The sequence below is a fragment of the Plantibacter sp. M259 genome, from assembly GCF_006065115.1.
Taxonomy (GTDB): domain Bacteria; phylum Actinomycetota; class Actinomycetes; order Actinomycetales; family Microbacteriaceae; genus Plantibacter; species Plantibacter auratus.
Genome location: NZ_CP040750.1, coordinates 1,325,534 through 1,342,230, shown reverse-complemented (window position 1 = coordinate 1,342,230; position 16,697 = coordinate 1,325,534). Strand labels below are relative to the sequence as shown.

The window sequence follows — 16,697 nt, the reverse complement described above, 5'->3', positions numbered from 1 at the left end:
TCTCACGGACCGGGATCAGCGACCACCTCGACCTTGAAGCCCGCCTCGTTCTCGAGCCAGCCCGCGTAGTGCTGCTCGCCACCGGCGTGCGGATAGCGATCCTGATACAACGGCCGCCAGCCATACTCGGGGCCCACCCCCATGATCGCGTCGACAGCCTCCCGCGTGCCGCCGCGGAACGCGAGATGGTTCACGCCCGGCCGTCGCCGATCGTGCGACTCTGCACTGAGGTTCGGCGACGCCGTCAGCGTGACGTAGGTGTCGCCGGCCTCCCAGGACTCGCCGCCCGGCCACTCGCTCTCCTGGGAGAACCCGACACGAGACAGCAGCCAGGCCCAGCCCGCCCGCTCCGCCTCGACGTCCGCGAGCCACACCTCGACATGATGCAGCCCGGGCCCGGCCGGCGCCGCCAGACGCTCCCGCTGCAGCGCATCAGCACCCTCCTGCAGTCGCTCCAGCGTCCCCGCCACTGCCACTCGAGCCAGCGCGTGCGGCCGCGCGAGCACGTCGATGTTGCGCGCGATCCGCACGTCCTGGAGCGGCACCAACACCAGTCGCGAGTCGGCCCGCGGCGCCGTGTACCTCGGGAACAGCGCCAGCAGCTCCCCGCCCACGATGAGCGACGCGGCCAGGTGGTAGTCGTTCACCCGATGCGCCCGGTGGAACCGCACGCCCGCCGTCGCCTCGACCACCCCGAGCGCGACATCCGGCGCGAAGCCAGCGTGCGCTGCGATCCACGACTCGTCAGCGAGTTCCGCCGCCGACACCGACGATCGCCGCGCGAGCGGGTGATCCACCGACATCGCCACGTCGAACGGCTCGCTCAGCAGCGTCGTCACCGACAGCTGCTCCGACGGCCACGGCTCGTCATGGTCCATCCGGTGCGCGATGACGAGGTCGTACTGGTCGACGAGCTCGGCGAACTCCGGCTGCGCGACATCGTGCTCCCCGAACACCAGCGACGGTCCGCCATCAGCGTCCACCAGCAACCCCGGCAGCAACGCCTGCCCGGCACTCTGGAACGCCGCCACCCGCACCCGTGCCCCAGTGTCGTCGCCGTACTCGCGCACCGTCTCGGCTGCACGGTCGATCAGCGTGTGCACCGTCCCGGCCATCTCGGCCAGCGCCATGCCCGCCTCGGTCAGCCGGATCTCGCGCCCCACCCGATACGTCAGCGCGACACCGAGCTCGCGGTGCAGGGCGGCCAGCTGCTGCGAGATCGCCGGCGCTGTGACGTGCAGGTGCCGCGCGACCGCCGCGATAGTGCCACGCTCGGCCAGTTCACGCATGATCCGCATCTGAGAGAGATTCATCAGCTCAAGCTAACTGGTCACGTGGAAACCCTCAATATTCATGACGGATCGATCTGACTACGTTGGTCACCAGGACAGCGCAACGACGCCCGTCCGCGACAGCCGGCCCCACCGGCCGCCGCCGCTCCCGCAGGAAGGAACGCCGTTGCTCGCCCTCTGGAAACGACCCGACACCGCCGGTTTCGAACTCGTCGAGCGCGCGATGCCGGCCATGGGTTCCGACGACGTCCTCATCCGCGTCCACCGCACCGGTATCTGCGGCACCGACCTCCACATCGAGTCGTGGGACCCGTGGGCGGCCGGCGCGGTCGACGCCCCGCTCGTCCCAGGCCATGAGTTCTCCGGCGAGGTCGTCGAGGTCGGCAGCCGCGTCGAGGGGATCCCCGTCGGCGCGGCGGTCTCCGGTGAGGGGCACCTCGTCTGCGGCACGTGCCGCAACTGCCGCTCCGGCCGCCGCCACCTCTGCCGCCACACGCGCGGCCTCGGCGTCAACCTCGACGGCGCCTTCGCCGAGTACGTCGTCCTGCCGGCCACCAACGTCTGGGTCCACGGCGACCAGGTCACGCCCGACCTCGGCGCCCTCTTCGACCCCCTCGGCAACGCCGTCCACACCGCGCTCAGCTTCCCGATCCTCGGCGAAGACGTCCTCATCACCGGCTGCGGCCCCATCGGCCTCATGGCCATCGCCGTCTGCCGGGTCGCCGGGGCGCGCAACATCGTCGCGACCGACGTCGTCGGCGACCGCCTCGAGAAGGCCCTCGCCGTCGGGGCGGACCGCGTGGTCGACGTCTCGAAGGAGCGGGTCGCCGACGCCCAGGCCGAGCTCGGCATGCTGGAGGGTTTCGACATCGGCCTCGAGATGTCGGGACAGGCCGCCGCCGCGAGCGAGCTCATCGAGAACCTCAACACCGGCGGCAAGGTCGCGCTCCTCGGTCTGCCCTCGACGAACATCGAGATCGACTGGACCAAGGTCATCACCCGCATGATCACCATCAAGGGCATCTACGGCCGCGAGATGTTCGACACCTGGCACCACGCGAGCGCCATGGTCGACCACAGCCCCGAGCTCCGCAACGCCCTCGAGTCGCTCGTCACCGCACGCTTCCCGCTGGCCTCCTGGCAGGACGCGTTCGACACCGCACGCGGGGGAGCGGCGGGCAAGGTGCTCATCGACTGGACCGACACCCGCGACGTCGTCATCACCGGCGTCATCGACGAACAGGCACCGGTCGCCGCCCACACCGCGACCGCCGCCTGAGCGACCGCCACACTCAGCTCAACCGCCCACTCGACCCCGAGGAGACGACATGTACGGCACCATCAAGACCCAACTGCGCGACCAGCTCGACCGCATCGAGGCCGACGACCTCACCAAGCGCGAGTTCGCGATCACCTCCCGCCAGGGCAGCCGCGTGACGATCGACGGCCGCGAGGTGCGGAACTTCTGCGCCAACAACTACCTCGGCCTCGCCAACGAGCCCTCGATCGTCGACGCCGCCAAGCTGGCGCTCGACGAGTGGGGCTACGGGCTCGCGAGTGTCCGCTTCATCTGCGGCACCCAGCAGATCCACCGCGACCTCGAGCAGGAGTTGAGCGCCTTCCTCGGCACGGAGGACACCATCCTGTTCTCCTCCTGCTTCGACGCGAACGGAGCGGTCTTCGGGGCGCTGTTCGGTGAGCACGACGCGATCATCTCCGATGCGCTCAACCACGCGTCGCTCATCGACGGCATCCGTCTGAGCAAGGCCCGACGCCTGCGCTACCGCAACCGCAACATGGCCGACCTCGAGCAGCAGCTCATGAACGCTGCCGACGCTCGTCGCACCGTGATCGTCACCGACGGCGTGTTCTCGATGGACGGCTTCTACGCGCCCTTGGATGAGATCTGCGACCTCGCCGACCGCTACGGCGCGCTCGTCCTCGTCGACGACTCGCACGCCGTCGGCTTCGTCGGCCCGGGTGGTCGCGGAACGCCGGAGTTGTTCGGCGTGCAGGACCGGGTCGACATCCTCACCGGCACCCTCGGCAAGGCGCTCGGCGGTGCGTCGGGCGGGTATGTGAGCGCGAAGCAGGAGATCGTGGACGTGCTGCGGCAGTCGGGCCGGCCGTACCTCTTCTCGAACAGCCTGGCGCCGTCGCTGGTCGCCGGAGCGCGTCGGGCCGTGGAGCTCGCGGCGGAGGGTGACGAGCTGCGCGAGGGACTCTTCCGCAAGGCGGACCTGTTCCGAGCCCGCATGACGGAAGAGGGCTTCCGGCTGCTCGAAGGCTCGCACCCGATCATCCCGGTGATGTTCGACGACGAACAGCAGGCGGTGCAGGTCGCGGCGCGGATGCTCGAGCAGGGCATCTACGTGATCCCGTTCAGCTTCCCCGTGGTGCCCCGCGGCGAGGCTCGCATCCGCGTGCAGATCAGTGCCGCGCACAGCGAGCAGGACATCGAGGACTGCGTCGCGGCGTTTGTAGCAGCGCGGGGGTAGGTGCGGCGACTACTCAGCGAGGTGATCTGCGTCGCTGAGGCCGGCCGTCGATCGAAGTCGCATGCTCAGCACGTGCCGCACCGACCCGTCTGCCCCGAGGTCGTCGTCCACGCGCCGCATGCCGATCTTCTCGGCCACGCGCGATGACGCCCGGTTGTCGGGGTGGACGATCGCGACGAGATCGAACGAGTCTGTGTGCTCCTGGGCGAAATCCCGACTGGCGGCGGCGGCCTCGGTCGCGAATCCTCGACCCTGCCAGGTGAGGCCCACGTGGTACCCGACCTCGAGCTTCAGATCGCCGTTGACCCGCTGCCAGGTCAGGCCGCAGTCGCCGACGAAGTCGCCGTCGTGGGTCTCGATGACCCACAGTCCGAAGCCGTACTTTGCGTAATTGTCCTCGTTCCAGGCGATCCACGCCGCGGCCTGCTCGCGGGTCTTCGGCGCCGGGTAGAACTGCATGACCGCAGGGTCGCCGAGGAGGTTCGCCATCTCGTCGAGGTCCGCCGGTGTCATGCGCCGGAACCGGAGGTGCTCCGTGTCGTGGGGGAGCGCCATCAACCGCGCCGCATGCTGCGCGCAGCGAACCCGTCGAGCGCTGCCAGAACGGGAGGCGCAGTCCAGAGACGGTTCCGCTGTCGCGACGAGCCTACTGTGAGGATGCCACGGTCGACGAGGGTGTCGAGCGCGTTGAAGACCGTGCGATCTGAGGCGTCGAGATGTTCGCGCACGAGCCGACTGTTCATCACCGGATGTTCCAGTGCCAGTGCCGTGATGCGATGCGCGGCCGCATCGGCGCGGATGTCGCGCAAGGCCTGCTGCCATGCGGCCCGGATGGTCTCGATCTCCTCCACCAACGTCCGTCCGTTGGCGATCGCGAGGAACGCACCGTCGGCGAAGACGCGGACGATCGGCTCGACGTCGCCCTGCCGATAGCTGGTGAGTGCAGCGAAGTAGTCATCACGCTGCTGCAGGATGCCGGCTGAGATGGGCACAGTGACCCCGCTGGTCAGTCCGACCCGCCGGAGGGCGGCCTGCAGCAGCGCTCGACCGGTGCGCCCGTTGCCGTCAGGGAACGGGTGGATGGTCTCGAATTGCGCGTGAGCGACGGCGATCGCAGCGAGCGGGAGGGGTGCCGGTCGGAGGGAGTAGGCGATGAAGTCGTCCATCGCCGCTGCGACACGGTCATGGTGCGGCGGAACGAAGTCTGCTTCATGCGGACCGAAATTGCCGCCCCCGATCCAGACCTGCTCGTCGCGATATCGGCCGGTGATCTCCGGTGCCGATGTGCCGAGGAGCTGCTCCTGCATGGCGATGATCGTCGTGTTGGAGAGCTCGTCCGATGCTGCGAGTGCCGCCTCGAGAGCTCGGACATTGGCGACGATGAGCGGCGCGTTCCCGGTGTCACGCTCGTCCAACTCGGCCTCGGCGATCGCCTTCGCGCTGCTCGTCAGGTTCTCGATCTGCGAGCTCGACGCCGATTCGCTCCGCAGCAGGATCGACGAGAAGGGCGCGGTGACGTGACCGACCTCGCTGTCGAAACGGATGATCCGTTCCTGCGCTTCGCCCAGCAGCTCCACAAGATCATCCGACAAGCGGATGTCGAGGTCCGCGATCGGCGGCGGGACGGCGGCGTCGTATGGCTGTGCGAGGAGCAGCCGCTCGCGCTTCGGCAACGCGTCGGGAGCGATACGCGACCGCCAGGGCCGCTGTTCATACGTGACAGCGGTTGTCATCGTCCCCTCCTGTTTCCCGGCCGAAGTTGCAGTTACGAGAGCCGTTAGTGAAGTTTATGCGCTTATCCTTCACTAAGGAACCGTCGGGGTGCAGTTTGGACGCCATTGTCGCCGGTTTGACTCTCCCGTAGGGGGAGGCGTGATGCTTGAAGCATGTTGCACATCGGAGAGTTCGCAGGCATGACCGGGTTGAGCGTGAAGGCGCTCCGCCACTACGACGAGAAGGGCGTCCTGGTTCCGGCCGACGTCGATCCCGACTCCGGCTACCGTCGCTACGGCGAGGAGCAGGTGCGCGCGGGCGTGATCGTGAAGGCCCTCCGCGATGCCGGTGTTCCCCTCGCCGCGGTGGGTGTCTCCGTCGCCGGCGCCGACCCGTCGACCGCTCTCGACGTGCACCATCGCCTGGTCCTGGAGCAGCGGGAGCAGGAGGACCACGCGTTCGCGCAGGCCCGCTCGGTCGTCGCGTCGCTCGCGGCACCGGTCGAGATCGTCGAACGCGAGCTGCCGCCCCAGCCCTATGTCGGCCGGGTGCTGACCGTGCCGCGCGGCGACGAGGACGCCGTGACGGACGACGACGCGAACGAGCAATTCTCGCAGCTCTACGTCGCCCTGCAGGAGGCCGGGGGCGGTCCGACGGGCACATTCTGGACCGCGCTCCGTCCGGGCGAGCAAGGGGCGGTCGAGGTCGTCTGCTGCTGGCCGACCTCGTCGCAGCTCGAACCGACGTGGGGTGGTGACGAGACCACGGTCGACGCGCTGCCCGAGCGGACCGAGCTCGCTGCGGTCTGGCGATCCGAACCGGGCGTCGAGCTCCCGGAGGGATCGACCCACCCCGCGGTGGTCGCCCTGTTCGACGCAATCGCGGAGCGTGGCATCACGATGCCGACCACCGAGCTGCGGCAGCGGGTGCTCGGTCAAACCGCCGACGAGTACACGGTCGAGGTGTCGATCACCCTGCCGTAGGCATTCAGCTCAGTTACCAGCAACCGATCCTTCCACTCAGTTTCAAGCCATAGCTGCCGCCAACTCTGAGCAGCGTTTGGCCGCAATTCCTCTCGACATGGAATGCGACCACCTCTGGCGGTATCTGAGCGCGTGGCGCGATCGCCACTCGGGTCCCAAACAGGAGATAGTGTCTTAGACAGCGTATCGAGGGCGGGGGTTTGCGGATGCGGTTCGAAATTTGGGGCCCGTGGGAAAAGCCGACCGCGGAGCCGCGGCCGTTGGTAGTGCTGCGTGACAGCAACTGGGATGACTTTGGGTTCAAGACCCTCTTCCAAGCGGAACTCTATCTGGCGGATGGAGCAATGATCGAACTGGGCGGCGTGAAGATCCTCAGAGAGGGTCAGCTCAGTGGGGCTACTGAGATGCCGGGGAGAAAGTTCAGCAACCTTGGCATTGACTACTGCTCGCTGGGGCAGGACACCGAATACTATGAGCTACTGTCGAAGCTTCCTGTTTCAGTTCGGGAGAGCTACTTGCGAAGCATTCGAGACGCCGCATTCGACCAGGACATCCGACGCGGGTTCATGAACATGGATGGGTGGACGACGTCACTCACTCGATTCGGTCAGGCGTTGCACGCTCTTGAGGTCGGTAAAGAGCTGACGCAGGGAGTCAAACGGAACGTCGGGGTGGCGACCTTCGAGTACGTAGGCAGTTCACCCTCTGGCTCAACCGTTGAATTTTCATTCAATGACACGACAGATCTGCCCGGGCGCAGCAACGTGGTGATCGGATATAACGGTGTAGGTAAGACGCATCTCTTGGCTGATATTGCCCGTGCTGCGAGTGAGCGAGGCGGTGTGCATGGCAGTGTAGGTGCGCTCATAGGCGAAGATTCCACCTTCAGTGCGGTGATCGCCATCTCGTATAGCGCCTTCGATAACTTCGAACTCCCGCAAGACAAGACCCAGGGACAGTCTGATGACTATTTCGCCGAGGAATCGGCTCGGACCGAAGTATTCGGCTACGTCTATTGCGGCCTTCGTCGGGTGGATCTGTCCTCTCAGGGAGCAAGTTCAGATTCGCGTAACGAACTCAAGAGCCTTGATGAACTCGACCAAGAATTACTAAATGCATTTGAGATTGCTCGGCATCGGACGGTGGGCCAGGAACGAATCCTCGAGGAGTGTCTGCGGTTGCTCGAAAAGGAGCCATCTTTTGGCCGTATCGGGATAATTCCATCCGAATGGTTGCAATTGGGTGCAGACCCCAGGCTCGAGATTCAGAAACTGAGTACGGGACATAAGATAGTGCTCAATATCGTGGTTCAACTTGCCGCGCATCTAAAGCCGCGTTCGATCGTGCTTCTGGATGAGCCGGAAACCCATCTTCATCCGCCTCTGCTGGCGGCTATGCTTCGAGTGCTCCAGCGTCTTCTCGATGCATATGACTCTTTCGTTATCATCGCCACTCATTCACCAGTCGTCCTCCAAGAGGTGCCCGCATCATCCGTGCGTGTTCTCACGCGGTTCGGAGACCTCTCCGACATTGGAGCGCCTGAACTAGAAACATTCGGAGCGAACGTGGGGTCGATTACTCGCCACGTATTCTCGCTCGATAGTGCGGCAACGGATTATCAGGGCATTCTTGCGGATATAGCGCGACGTTTGAGTCTTGATGAGATTGAGAGATTGTTTCCGCTGGGTATGAGTGATCAGGCGAGGGCTCTCGTGCTGCGGGTAAAAAGGAATCTGACGTAGGTATGCGCGCGATTCTCCAGTATTTCGATGCGGTCAGTGAAATTGACATCTATGACAAAGTTTGTTCTCACGCGAGTGCAAGCCGTCTTGGTCGCCTCAAGGCGCTTCGAAAGCAAGTAGGTGAAGCGTACGCAGCATACGCCGGATCGCCTTCTGCGAGCGGCCTGGCTTCTATTATTGCTGCACCAAAGGAGCTGGACGGACAGGCCCTCAAGTCGAACTACGCTACGCTTCGAAGCGGGTCGGAGAAGGATGTTGCCGCGTCACTATTGCGGCGCAGTAAGAGATGTTGTCTTTGTTGGCATGCGCCCGCGGGACAACTCGATCACCACTTGCCACGAGCGGCGTTTCCGGAATTTTCCGTCTTGACCCTAAACCTGGTTCCGGTCTGCGCTCGTTGCAACCACGTCAAATTAGATAAGTATCGTCGTGCCGATGGTGGCCCATCGTTCCTCCACGCATACCGAGATCAGTTGCCGTCGACGGAGCAATTTCTGCGGGCTACAATAACCTTAGGTGCGACCGTCGCAGCCGACTTTCACGTGGTATCTACGAGTGCAATGAGTGACTCGACGTTCGCTACACTCACGAGCCATTTCGAGGCGTTGGCCTTGGCTGAACTCTACGGCGAGCTCGCAACCGAGCTCATGGTCGAGAAGCTCACTCCATTTTACGAGTATTTCGACAACGGTGGTGGTGAAGCGGTGGCCCAGTACCTGAGGTCGGAGGCGCGGGGTGTCGTCCGTGAGTACGGGTTGAACCACTGGAAGCCAGTCTTGCTCGGGGCCCTTGCAGGGAGCGAGCTGTTCTGTGACGGCGGTTTCACCGCGCTTGGAAGCCGAGACGAGTCCATTGTTGACTTTTCGCCCTAGGCGGTTGTTTGCTGTCGTCGTTCATGGCACGGTACTCATCGCAGCAGGTTCCAACTTGCGCGTCGTCCAAAGCGCGGGCTGGCACTGAACCGGCATGGCCATTTCGGCAGGCCGCATGTTCTGTGGATCGTACATGTGGCCCACTTGCTTTCCTTCTGAGTTGAAGTGCATTGGTACCGGGCGGAGGCGCCCCAGCCAAGTTCAGCGTGAGCATCTCGGGTGTTCTTAGGTAGACACGGGCGGCCTTGATTGCCCGTTCAAGAGTCCTTGGTCTGCGCAGCAGACGAACTGTTTCGATACAGCAGTCTTATGAGGTCGGTTCCGCATGGCTCCTGACGCTCTTACGTCGAACTATGCTGGTCGGTCGCTCAGGCTTCTTGCTGCTGCGGCTGGAGCGAATGAAGCGAGGCAGCGCCGGTACTTTGGCAGAGCCCATTATGTTTCCCGGGGGCGTGTCAGGCCGGGTCGTTAGGCTGGAGTCGTGGCCAACAGCAAAGATTTCGACACCCGGTACGAGCTCCGTGAGTTCCCGTTCGCGAACGGGGCCGACGGCGAACCGACGCCCGAGAGCCTCGCGGCCCTCGACGCCATCGGATTCGGCTTCCATGAGTCCACCCCGAAGCCGGAGGCGCGCAAGCGCAAGGTGAACGAACTCATCGCCGACGAAGCAGTGCTGCTCGGCGCCTATGTCCGCAAGCCGCAGCCCGGTTCGGTCGACGAGACATGGCCCGCCGGCACCTTCTCCTGGTTCCCGAAGGCGCTCAGCTGGGGCGACGGCACCAGCATCAACACGCAGGCGATCTCCGACGTCACGGTCCGCCCGACCGAACGACGCCGCGGGATCCTGCGCCGCATGATGACGCAGGCTCTGGAGCGCGGCGTCGCCGACGGCTATGCGATCGCGGCCCTCACCGCCAGCGAGGGCACGATCTACCGTCGGTTCGGATTCGGCTCGGCGATCCGTGAGCGCAACGTCGTCGTGAAGCGCGCGAAGGCCCTGCCGTTCCTCGCGCCGACGAGCGGCATCGTGTCCGTCGTCACCCCCGAGTACCTGGTCGACGGCGTCGCACGTCAGGTGTTCGACCGCTTCGACGAGCGCTCGATCGGGTCCATGGTCCGCAACACCGGGTCGTGGCCGCTGGTCCTCGGCACGCTGGGTCGCGACGGCGAACCGGCGAAGGACACCCGCGCCGCCGTGCACCGTCCCGCCGACGGCGAGGAGGTCGACGGCTACGTCACGTGGCGCATGGTCGAGCAGCCCGGCGGACAGACCGGCATCGAGATCATCGACCTCGTCTACGCGACCGACGCGGCCTACCTGTCGCTGTGGGAGTTCCTGCTCTCCATCGACCTCAACGACGTCGTGAAGTACAACCGCGCCAGGCTCGACGACCCGATCGTCTCGGCGCTCGGCGACAACCGGGCGTACGACATCGAGCACGAAGAGGACCACGTGTGGCTGCGCGTCCTCGACCTCCCGGCCGTCCTCGCGTCACGTCCGTTCGCGGTCGACGGCTCGTTGACGATCGCCGTGACCGACGCGCTCGGCTACGCGGCGGGCACCTTCCGCCTCGAGGTGACCGGTGGTCGCGGCACGGCCACGAAGCTGAGCGACGAGACCGACGCTGCCGGCGCCGACCTCGCGCTCGACGTCGCCGACCTCGGTTCGCTCCTGCTCGGCGCGGTCTCCCCGGTGTCGCTCGCCGCAGCCGGTGTGCTGCAGGCGGCCGACCCTGCTGCGCCGCTCCTGCTGCGATCGATGCTCCAGACGCCGCGCGCGCCGCACGGGATCACCTTCTTCTAGGCGGTCCCGAGCAGCGACCCGCGGATGCCGCGCCGTCGCGGATCAGTCGCGTTGCTCGATGAGGGTGAGTTGCGTGCCGTCGGGGTCGATGAGGAATCCAGCTCGGAGTCCCCAGTCCTGCATCCGGACCGGGTGCAGGCGAGGCGCACCGACGGTCGCCTCGGCGACTCCTGAACGTCGGATGGCGTCGTAGAGCTCGTCGACGTCGGCCACACGCAGGCAGCACATGAAGCTGCTCGACGCGGGGTCCAGGTCGGGCGCCGGGAAGAACTCGAGCTGCAGACCACCGCGGACGAGGATCAACCAGCCCTCGTCTCGGAACGTGCGCTCAAAGCCGAACGCCGAGTAGAACGTCTCCGTCGCGTCGAAGCTGCGTGACGGCAGGTTCGGTGTCGCGCGGTCGTGTCGTGTCGAGGTCATGGAGTCGATGATCGCAGCGTGGCGGGCGGCTGGGAAGATCAGGCCGACGTGGTCGGTGTCGCGAGTCGTTCGCGGAGGAAGGCGACCACGCGCTCGCGTGCTTCGAACGCCGGGTGGCCGTCGCGCTCGCGGACCTCGCCCGTGAGGACCGAGTGCGCGGTCTTCGAGAACCCGGCGACGTTGCCGGGGGAGGAGTCGAGTTCGATGACCTCGAACGCGTCGCCGAGCTTGGCCGCGATGGTGGCGAAGCGCTCCCGTGGGACAGCTCGATCCTCGCTGAAGCGGAGGCCGAGTGCGCAGACCGAGCCCTGAGCGGCACGGGCTGCGACGGCGTCGAACTCGGCGGCGGACATCCCGGGGTCGATGCGGCGGGCCCGGCTGACGGGGAACGGCGTCGACGGCTGGCTCATGACGGAAGCGAGGACGTGGTCGTCGACGGCAGCAGCGAGCGCGAATCCGCCGGTGAAGCACATGCCGATGACGCCGACGCCAGGGCCCGGCGTTCGGGCCGCGAGGTCGGCGGCCAGTGCCCGGACGTGGTCGGCGACGGGTCGGTGGGCGCCGGTCGCGAACGCCTTGAACTCGGCGGAGACGCAGACCTTGCTGACGCTCGCGAGCGTGTAGCCGAGGGTCCCCTCGTGTCCGGGCGTCCCGAACGGCGAGGGGATCGAGACGGTGAACCCCTCAGCGACGAGATGCTCCGCCAACCCGAGGACCTCGGGCGTGAGTCCGGGCAGCTCGGGGATGAGGACGACGCCCGGCCCGGACCCCTTCTCGAAGCGGTCGTGCGTGACGCCGCCGCCGGTGAACGGGGTCCGCACCCAGCCGGTGAGGTCTGCGCGCGGAGCGGAGTCGGTGGTCGCGTCGTCGGTCATGGGGTGAGCGTAGTCCTGGTCGCTGCGTCCGATCTGCTGGATCGTGGCACGTCCCGCCTGGGAAGCCACCCGCCGTTCACCTCCCGGTCACCGCCGCTCCTCCACCCGGCCACCCCACGCCGATGGGATGGGACACGATCCCCGTCCCTTCGTGCCCTGGAGACCCATGCCCCGCCTCACCCGTGTGTTGACGATGACCGCCGCGTGCGCCATCGGTGCAACCGCCCTCATCGCGACGCCCGCCGCCGCCATCGCCGCCCCAGCGCCGGGGCTCCAGATCAACGAGGTCGAGTCCTCCGGGGGCGTCCCCGGCGACTGGATCGAGTTCACCAACACCGCGTCGACCGCGGTCACGCTCGACGGCTGGGTCGTGAAGGACAACAAGGACGACAGCAACTACGCGTTCCCGGCCGGCACCGTCGTCGAGCCCGGCGCGTTCCTCGTCGTCGACGAGGACCAGCTCGGGTTCGGCCTCGGCAAGGAGGACTCGGTCCGCCTGTTCGACCCGACCGCCGCGATCGCCGACGAGTACTCGTGGACCGCACACGCGCCGGTCACCTACGGCGTCGCCGCCGACCGCGCCGGCTGGGCCGAGACCACTGAGTCGACGAAGGGCGCCGCGAACGTCTTCACCGCACCCGAGGTCCCGGAGACCGACGGCGAGATCCGCATCAACGAGATCGACTCCCAGCCGTCCGACTGGGTCGAGTTCTTCAACCCCGGCACGACGGCCCTCGACATCTCGCGCTACGAGATCCGCGACAACTCCGACGACCACCGCTGGCAGTTCCTGCCCGGCACGACGATCGCCCCCGGCGAGTTCCTCGTGGTCGACGAAGCGACGATCGGCCTGGTCGGCGGCACCGAGACGCAGGGCGCGTTCCGCGACCCGATCGGCATCGGCAGCGCCGACGAGATCCGCCTGTTCGACGCGACCGGCACGCTCATCGACCGCTCGGGAACGTGGAGCGGCCACTCGGCCATCGACGGTGACTTCATCGCCGCGACGCTCGCCCGCTGCCCCGACGGTGAAGGCGACTTCACGCTCGCACGCATCACCAAGGGTGCCGCGAACGACTGCGTCCTCCCGAACGTCGCGATCAACGAGGTCGAGTCGAACAACAACGCGACCGACTGGGTCGAGATCGTCAACCTCGAGGCGACCGCGCTGGACATCTCCGGCTGGACGCTCATGGACAACGACCCGGTGGGCCACGCCGCTGACACGACCCCGCTGCCCGCGGGCACGATCCTCGAGCCCGGCGCCTACTTCGTCTTCGACCAGAATGTGAACTTCGCGTTCGGGCTCGGCAACGGCGACACCACCACCGTGCGGAACGCCACCGGCGCGACGGTAGCCGAGTACACCTATGCGGCCCACGCGGACGGCGTCTTCGCGCGCTGCCCCGACGGCACGGGCGAGTTCGTCGACACCGCCGTCTCCACCAAGGGCCTGCGCAACGCCTGCGGCAACCCGGTGCGCATCAACGAGGTCGAGTCCGACGGCGGATCTCCCGACGACTGGATCGAGCTCGTCAACCCGACGACCGCCGCCCTCGACGTCTCCGGCATCGTCGTGAAGGACGACGACGACACCCACGCCTACGCCATCCCCACCGGCACAAGCATCGCGGCCGGCGGCTACCTCGTCATCGAGCGCGCAGCCCTCGGCTTCGGTCTCGGCGGCGGCGACACGGTCCGTCTGTTCGAGGGCGACGCACTGCTCGACTCGACCACCTGGGGCGAGGGCCACCCGGCGAACACCTGGGGTCGCTGCCCCGACGCGACCGGCGCCTTCGCAGCGACGGCCGAGGCCACCAAGGGCACGGCCAACGTCTGCGCCGGGGAGATCCCGATCGGTCCGTGGCCTGGTTCGCCTGACGTGACGGTGCTCGACACCAAGCCGATGTTCCTCGAGGACAGCTCCGGCCTCGACACCCAGGTCACCGCCGACGGCGCGTTCCTCTGGGCGGTCGACAACGGCACCGGCTCGTTCTGGAAGCTCGCGATCGCCGCCGACGGTTCGGTCTCGTTCGTCGACGGTTGGGAAAACGGCAAGCGCGCCCGCTTCCAGAAGGACGCGTCGAACCCCTCCGCAGCCGGCCCCGACACCGAGGGCATCACCGTCGACGGCGCTGGTTCCGTCTACGTCGGTGTCGAGCGCGACAACAGCGTGAAGGGCACGACGCTCAACGCCGTGCTCAAGGTCGACCCGAACGCGCCCGGCCCCGATGTCGTCGCCTCCGAGGAGTGGGACCTCACGGCCCTGCTGCCGACGGTCGGTGCGAACCTCGGTGTCGAGGCCGTCGAGTGGGTGGCCGACGGCGACCTCGCCGGCAAGCTCTTCGACGACAACACGAAGGCGCCCTACGACCCGGCGAACTACGCGGGCCACGGTGACGGACTGTTCTTCGTCGGCGTCGAGGACACCGGCGACGTGTACGCGTTCGCACTGAACGCCGACGGCTCGGCCACGCTGATCTCGACAATCGACCCGGGCCTCCCGGCGGTCATGGCGCTCGACTACGACACGACGCTCGGCGTGCTGTGGGCCGTGTGCGACGACGGCTGCGCGGGCACCGGTGCGCAAATCACGCTGAACGGGACCGAGCAGCCCGGGGTCGCTCAGGTCGAGCGTCCGGCGGGACTGCCCAACCTCAACAACGAGGGCTTCGCGACCGCACCGGCATCCCTCTCGGTCGGCGGCAAGCGTCCCGTGTACTGGTTCGCCGACGGGTACGCCTCGGAGGCCCTGCGTCTCGGGTCGCTGCCCGGAACGACCACGCCGCCCGTGACGCCCCCGACCGGTGGGGTCACACCGCTTCCCGGGACGAGCCTCACCGAGGCCAACCGTGGTGCGATCACGCTGGCGGACACCGTGCGGCGGGGCGAGACCGTGACGGTCGGCCTCGAAGACCGCTTCGCCGCGACGACCGTCGAGGTGTGGCTGTACTCGACGCCGGCGCGAATCGCCACCGGCACGACGAACGCCGCTGCTGACCTGTCAGCCGCGATCCCGGCCGACGCGACGCTGGGCGACCACCGGGTCGCGGTCTACGCGGCGGACGGCTCACTCATCGGCTGGACCGAGGTCCGGATCGTCGCGGCCGACGGGACGACCGTCGACGGTTCGGCGTCGGGTGGGACGCTCGCGACCACCGGGACCGAGCTGCCGTTCGGCACGATCGGTGCGGGGGTCCTGCTGGTCCTCCTCGGTGGAGTCCTCGTCGCGATGCGTGCGTGTCGTCGGGCTGCCTGACCGACTGAAGGTCCGACGGCCCCGGGAGCACACCGCTCCCGGGGCCGTTCGCGTCACCGGTCGGGCCGGCCCGGTGTGTGGTGGTGTTGCCAGCGCGGTGCGCTGACGTGAGCGCGGGTCTGGCGCGTGGACGCGGGTCTCCGGAGGGGTGCGCTCACGTGTGTGGGGTGCGCCCCCGCCGAGAGGTGCGCGCTCGCGCCGAAGAGCGCGCACTCACGTCAGCGCACCGCGCTGGCGAGTTCGGTTCCGGTGTCAGCGCGGTGCGCTGGGAGTGAGCGCGGGTCTGGCGCGCGGGCGCGGGTCTCCGGAGGGGCGCGCTCGCGGGTGTGGGCCGCGCCCACGCCGAGTCGGACGCATTCGCGTCAGCGCACCGCGCTGGCAGAGGGGCAGAGGACGCAGGTCGGGCCCGGGTGCAATGCTGGGTGGATGGACGAGCACGGGAGGACCGAGGGTGGTGTGACCGTCGGTCGGGCGGCGGCCGAGATCGGCGTCAGCGTGCGGACGCTGCACCACTGGGATGAACTCGGGGTCGCGACACCCCCGGGGAGGACGAACAGCGGCTACCGCTCGTACCTGCTCGTCGACATCGCCCGCCTCCGCCGGGTCGTCCTCCTGCGCGACCTCGGCGTCCCACTTGCTCGCATCCCCACCCTGCTCACCGCGCCTGCCGCCGAACGACGGGCGGAGCTCATTGAGCGCCGCCGCGAACTCGGCGACACCATCAAACGACTCGAAGCCGTCGCCCAGTCCGTCGACCGCCTGCTCGAAGCCGACGAGGTCGGTGTGCTCGTCCCCGAGGACGAACGCGAAGCGGTGTTCGGCGACGACTGGAACCCCACGATGGCCGAGACCGCCCGCGCCCGCTGGGGCGACTCCGCGCAGTGGGCCGAGTACGCCGAGCGGTCCGCGACCCGCACGCCGGACGACTGGCGCGCGCTGGTCGGTCCCATGCGCGATTTGGTCGACGAACTCGCCGAGGCCAAGCGCGCCGGTGTCGTCGCCGGAAGCGCGACGGCGAACACCCTCGCCGAACGGCATCGCGCGTCCCTCAGCGAGTACTTCCACTGCACGCCGTCCATGCACGTGATCACCGGTCGCCTCGCCCTCACCGAGCCCGGCATGGCCGACACCTACGACCGGATCGAACCAGGTCTCGCCGCGTGGCTCTCACCGGTCATCGACGCGAATGCGCGCAGCCACGACGTGGACCCCGAGACCGCCGTCTGGGAGTGAGAGCGA

At 67.4% G+C, this 16,697-nt stretch carries 13 protein-coding genes and 1 pseudogene; 8 read left to right on the top strand and 6 right to left on the bottom strand.

The window, feature by feature from the left end; all coding sequences use genetic code 11:
* Positions 1-2: 2 nt before the first annotated feature.
* Both FGL15_RS20760 and FGL15_RS20755 read right to left on the bottom strand, forming a co-directional pair.
* A complete protein-coding gene (locus FGL15_RS20760) occupies positions 3-413 on the bottom strand; it encodes a VOC family protein (RefSeq protein ID WP_240773933.1) in 411 nt (136 codons plus the stop codon).
* A gap of 36 nt (positions 414-449) precedes the next feature.
* Positions 450-1,298 (bottom strand): annotated as a pseudogene (locus tag FGL15_RS20755) (LysR family transcriptional regulator); the annotation flags it as partial.
* A gap of 160 nt (positions 1,299-1,458) precedes the next feature.
* Between FGL15_RS20755 and tdh the strand changes: the two are divergent.
* Positions 1,459-2,571, top strand: coding sequence for an L-threonine 3-dehydrogenase (gene tdh / locus FGL15_RS06090; protein ID WP_138947217.1), 1,113 nt, complete (start codon positions 1,459-1,461; stop codon positions 2,569-2,571).
* A 49-nt stretch (positions 2,572-2,620) separates the two neighbouring features.
* Complete coding sequence (locus tag FGL15_RS06085; RefSeq protein ID WP_138945354.1) at positions 2,621-3,790, top strand: glycine C-acetyltransferase; 1,170 nt, start codon at positions 2,621-2,623, stop codon at positions 3,788-3,790.
* Between the two features lie 9 nt (positions 3,791-3,799).
* On the opposite strand, the gene FGL15_RS06080 is transcribed toward FGL15_RS06085, so the two are convergent.
* Positions 3,800-4,345, bottom strand: a complete 546-nt coding sequence (locus FGL15_RS06080; RefSeq protein WP_240773817.1) for a GNAT family N-acetyltransferase — start codon at positions 4,343-4,345, stop codon at positions 3,800-3,802.
* Positions 4,345-5,523, bottom strand: a complete 1,179-nt coding sequence (locus tag FGL15_RS06075; RefSeq protein WP_138945353.1) for a Fic family protein — start codon at positions 5,521-5,523, stop codon at positions 4,345-4,347. Before FGL15_RS06075 ends, FGL15_RS06080 begins: the two co-directional genes overlap by 1 nt.
* A gap of 153 nt (positions 5,524-5,676) precedes the next feature.
* Here FGL15_RS06075 and FGL15_RS06070 point away from each other — a divergent pair, with 153 nt between their 5' ends.
* The 4 genes from FGL15_RS06070 to FGL15_RS06055 all read left to right on the top strand — a co-directional run bounded on the left by FGL15_RS06070 (position 5,677) and on the right by FGL15_RS06055 (position 10,904).
* The gene (locus FGL15_RS06070; protein WP_138945352.1) at positions 5,677-6,486 is read left to right on the top strand and encodes a MerR family DNA-binding transcriptional regulator; all 810 of its coding nucleotides are present in this window, start codon (positions 5,677-5,679) and stop codon (positions 6,484-6,486) included.
* A 266-nt stretch (positions 6,487-6,752) separates the two neighbouring features.
* The gene (locus tag FGL15_RS06065; protein WP_168223332.1) at positions 6,753-8,228 is read left to right on the top strand and encodes an AAA family ATPase; all 1,476 of its coding nucleotides are present in this window, start codon (positions 6,753-6,755) and stop codon (positions 8,226-8,228) included.
* 560 nt (positions 8,229-8,788) lie between these two features.
* Positions 8,789-9,100, top strand: coding sequence for a hypothetical protein (locus FGL15_RS06060; RefSeq protein ID WP_138945350.1), 312 nt, complete (start codon positions 8,789-8,791; stop codon positions 9,098-9,100).
* Between the two features lie 481 nt (positions 9,101-9,581).
* Positions 9,582-10,904 (top strand): GNAT family N-acetyltransferase, encoded by a 1,323-nt coding sequence (locus tag FGL15_RS06055; RefSeq protein WP_138945349.1) that lies wholly within the window; start codon positions 9,582-9,584, stop codon positions 10,902-10,904.
* Positions 10,905-10,946: 42 nt separating this feature from the next.
* Here FGL15_RS06055 and FGL15_RS06050 read toward each other — a convergent pair whose 3' ends face one another.
* Both FGL15_RS06050 and FGL15_RS06045 read right to left on the bottom strand, forming a co-directional pair.
* Positions 10,947-11,324 (bottom strand): bleomycin resistance protein, encoded by a 378-nt coding sequence (locus FGL15_RS06050; RefSeq protein WP_138945348.1) that lies wholly within the window; start codon positions 11,322-11,324, stop codon positions 10,947-10,949.
* Between the two features lie 38 nt (positions 11,325-11,362).
* Positions 11,363-12,199 (bottom strand): dienelactone hydrolase family protein, encoded by an 837-nt coding sequence (locus FGL15_RS06045; RefSeq protein ID WP_138945347.1) that lies wholly within the window; start codon positions 12,197-12,199, stop codon positions 11,363-11,365.
* A 166-nt stretch (positions 12,200-12,365) separates the two neighbouring features.
* On the opposite strand from FGL15_RS06045, the gene FGL15_RS06040 reads away from it, so the two are divergent.
* Positions 12,366-15,458: a lamin tail domain-containing protein gene (locus FGL15_RS06040; RefSeq protein ID WP_138945346.1), complete on the top strand. Its 3,093-nt coding sequence runs from the start codon at positions 12,366-12,368 to the stop codon at positions 15,456-15,458.
* Positions 15,459-15,884: 426 nt separating this feature from the next.
* Positions 15,885-16,691, top strand: coding sequence for a MerR family transcriptional regulator (locus tag FGL15_RS06035; RefSeq protein ID WP_138945345.1), 807 nt, complete (start codon positions 15,885-15,887; stop codon positions 16,689-16,691).
* Positions 16,692-16,697 lie beyond the last annotated feature (6 nt).

Bases quoted from the DNA above. Each gene is read 5' to 3' on its own strand.
- FGL15_RS06040 (WP_138945346.1), top strand. From the start codon at position 12,366: ATGCCCCGCCTCACCCGTGTGTTGACGATGACCGCCGCGTGCGCCATC.
- FGL15_RS06085 (WP_138945354.1), top strand. From the start codon at position 2,621: ATGTACGGCACCATCAAGACCCAACTGCGCGACCAGCTCGACCGCATC.
- FGL15_RS06060 (WP_138945350.1), top strand. From the start codon at position 8,789: ATGAGTGACTCGACGTTCGCTACACTCACGAGCCATTTCGAGGCGTTG.
- FGL15_RS06070 (WP_138945352.1), top strand. From the start codon at position 5,677: ATGTTGCACATCGGAGAGTTCGCAGGCATGACCGGGTTGAGCGTGAAG.
- FGL15_RS06080 (WP_240773817.1), bottom strand. From the start codon at position 4,345: ATGGCGCTCCCCCACGACACGGAGCACCTCCGGTTCCGGCGCATGACA.
- FGL15_RS06050 (WP_138945348.1), bottom strand. From the start codon at position 11,324: ATGACCTCGACACGACACGACCGCGCGACACCGAACCTGCCGTCACGC.
- FGL15_RS06045 (WP_138945347.1), bottom strand. From the start codon at position 12,199: ATGACCGACGACGCGACCACCGACTCCGCTCCGCGCGCAGACCTCACC.
- FGL15_RS06035 (WP_138945345.1), top strand. From the start codon at position 15,885: ATGGACGAGCACGGGAGGACCGAGGGTGGTGTGACCGTCGGTCGGGCG.
- FGL15_RS06075 (WP_138945353.1), bottom strand. From the start codon at position 5,523: ATGACAACCGCTGTCACGTATGAACAGCGGCCCTGGCGGTCGCGTATC.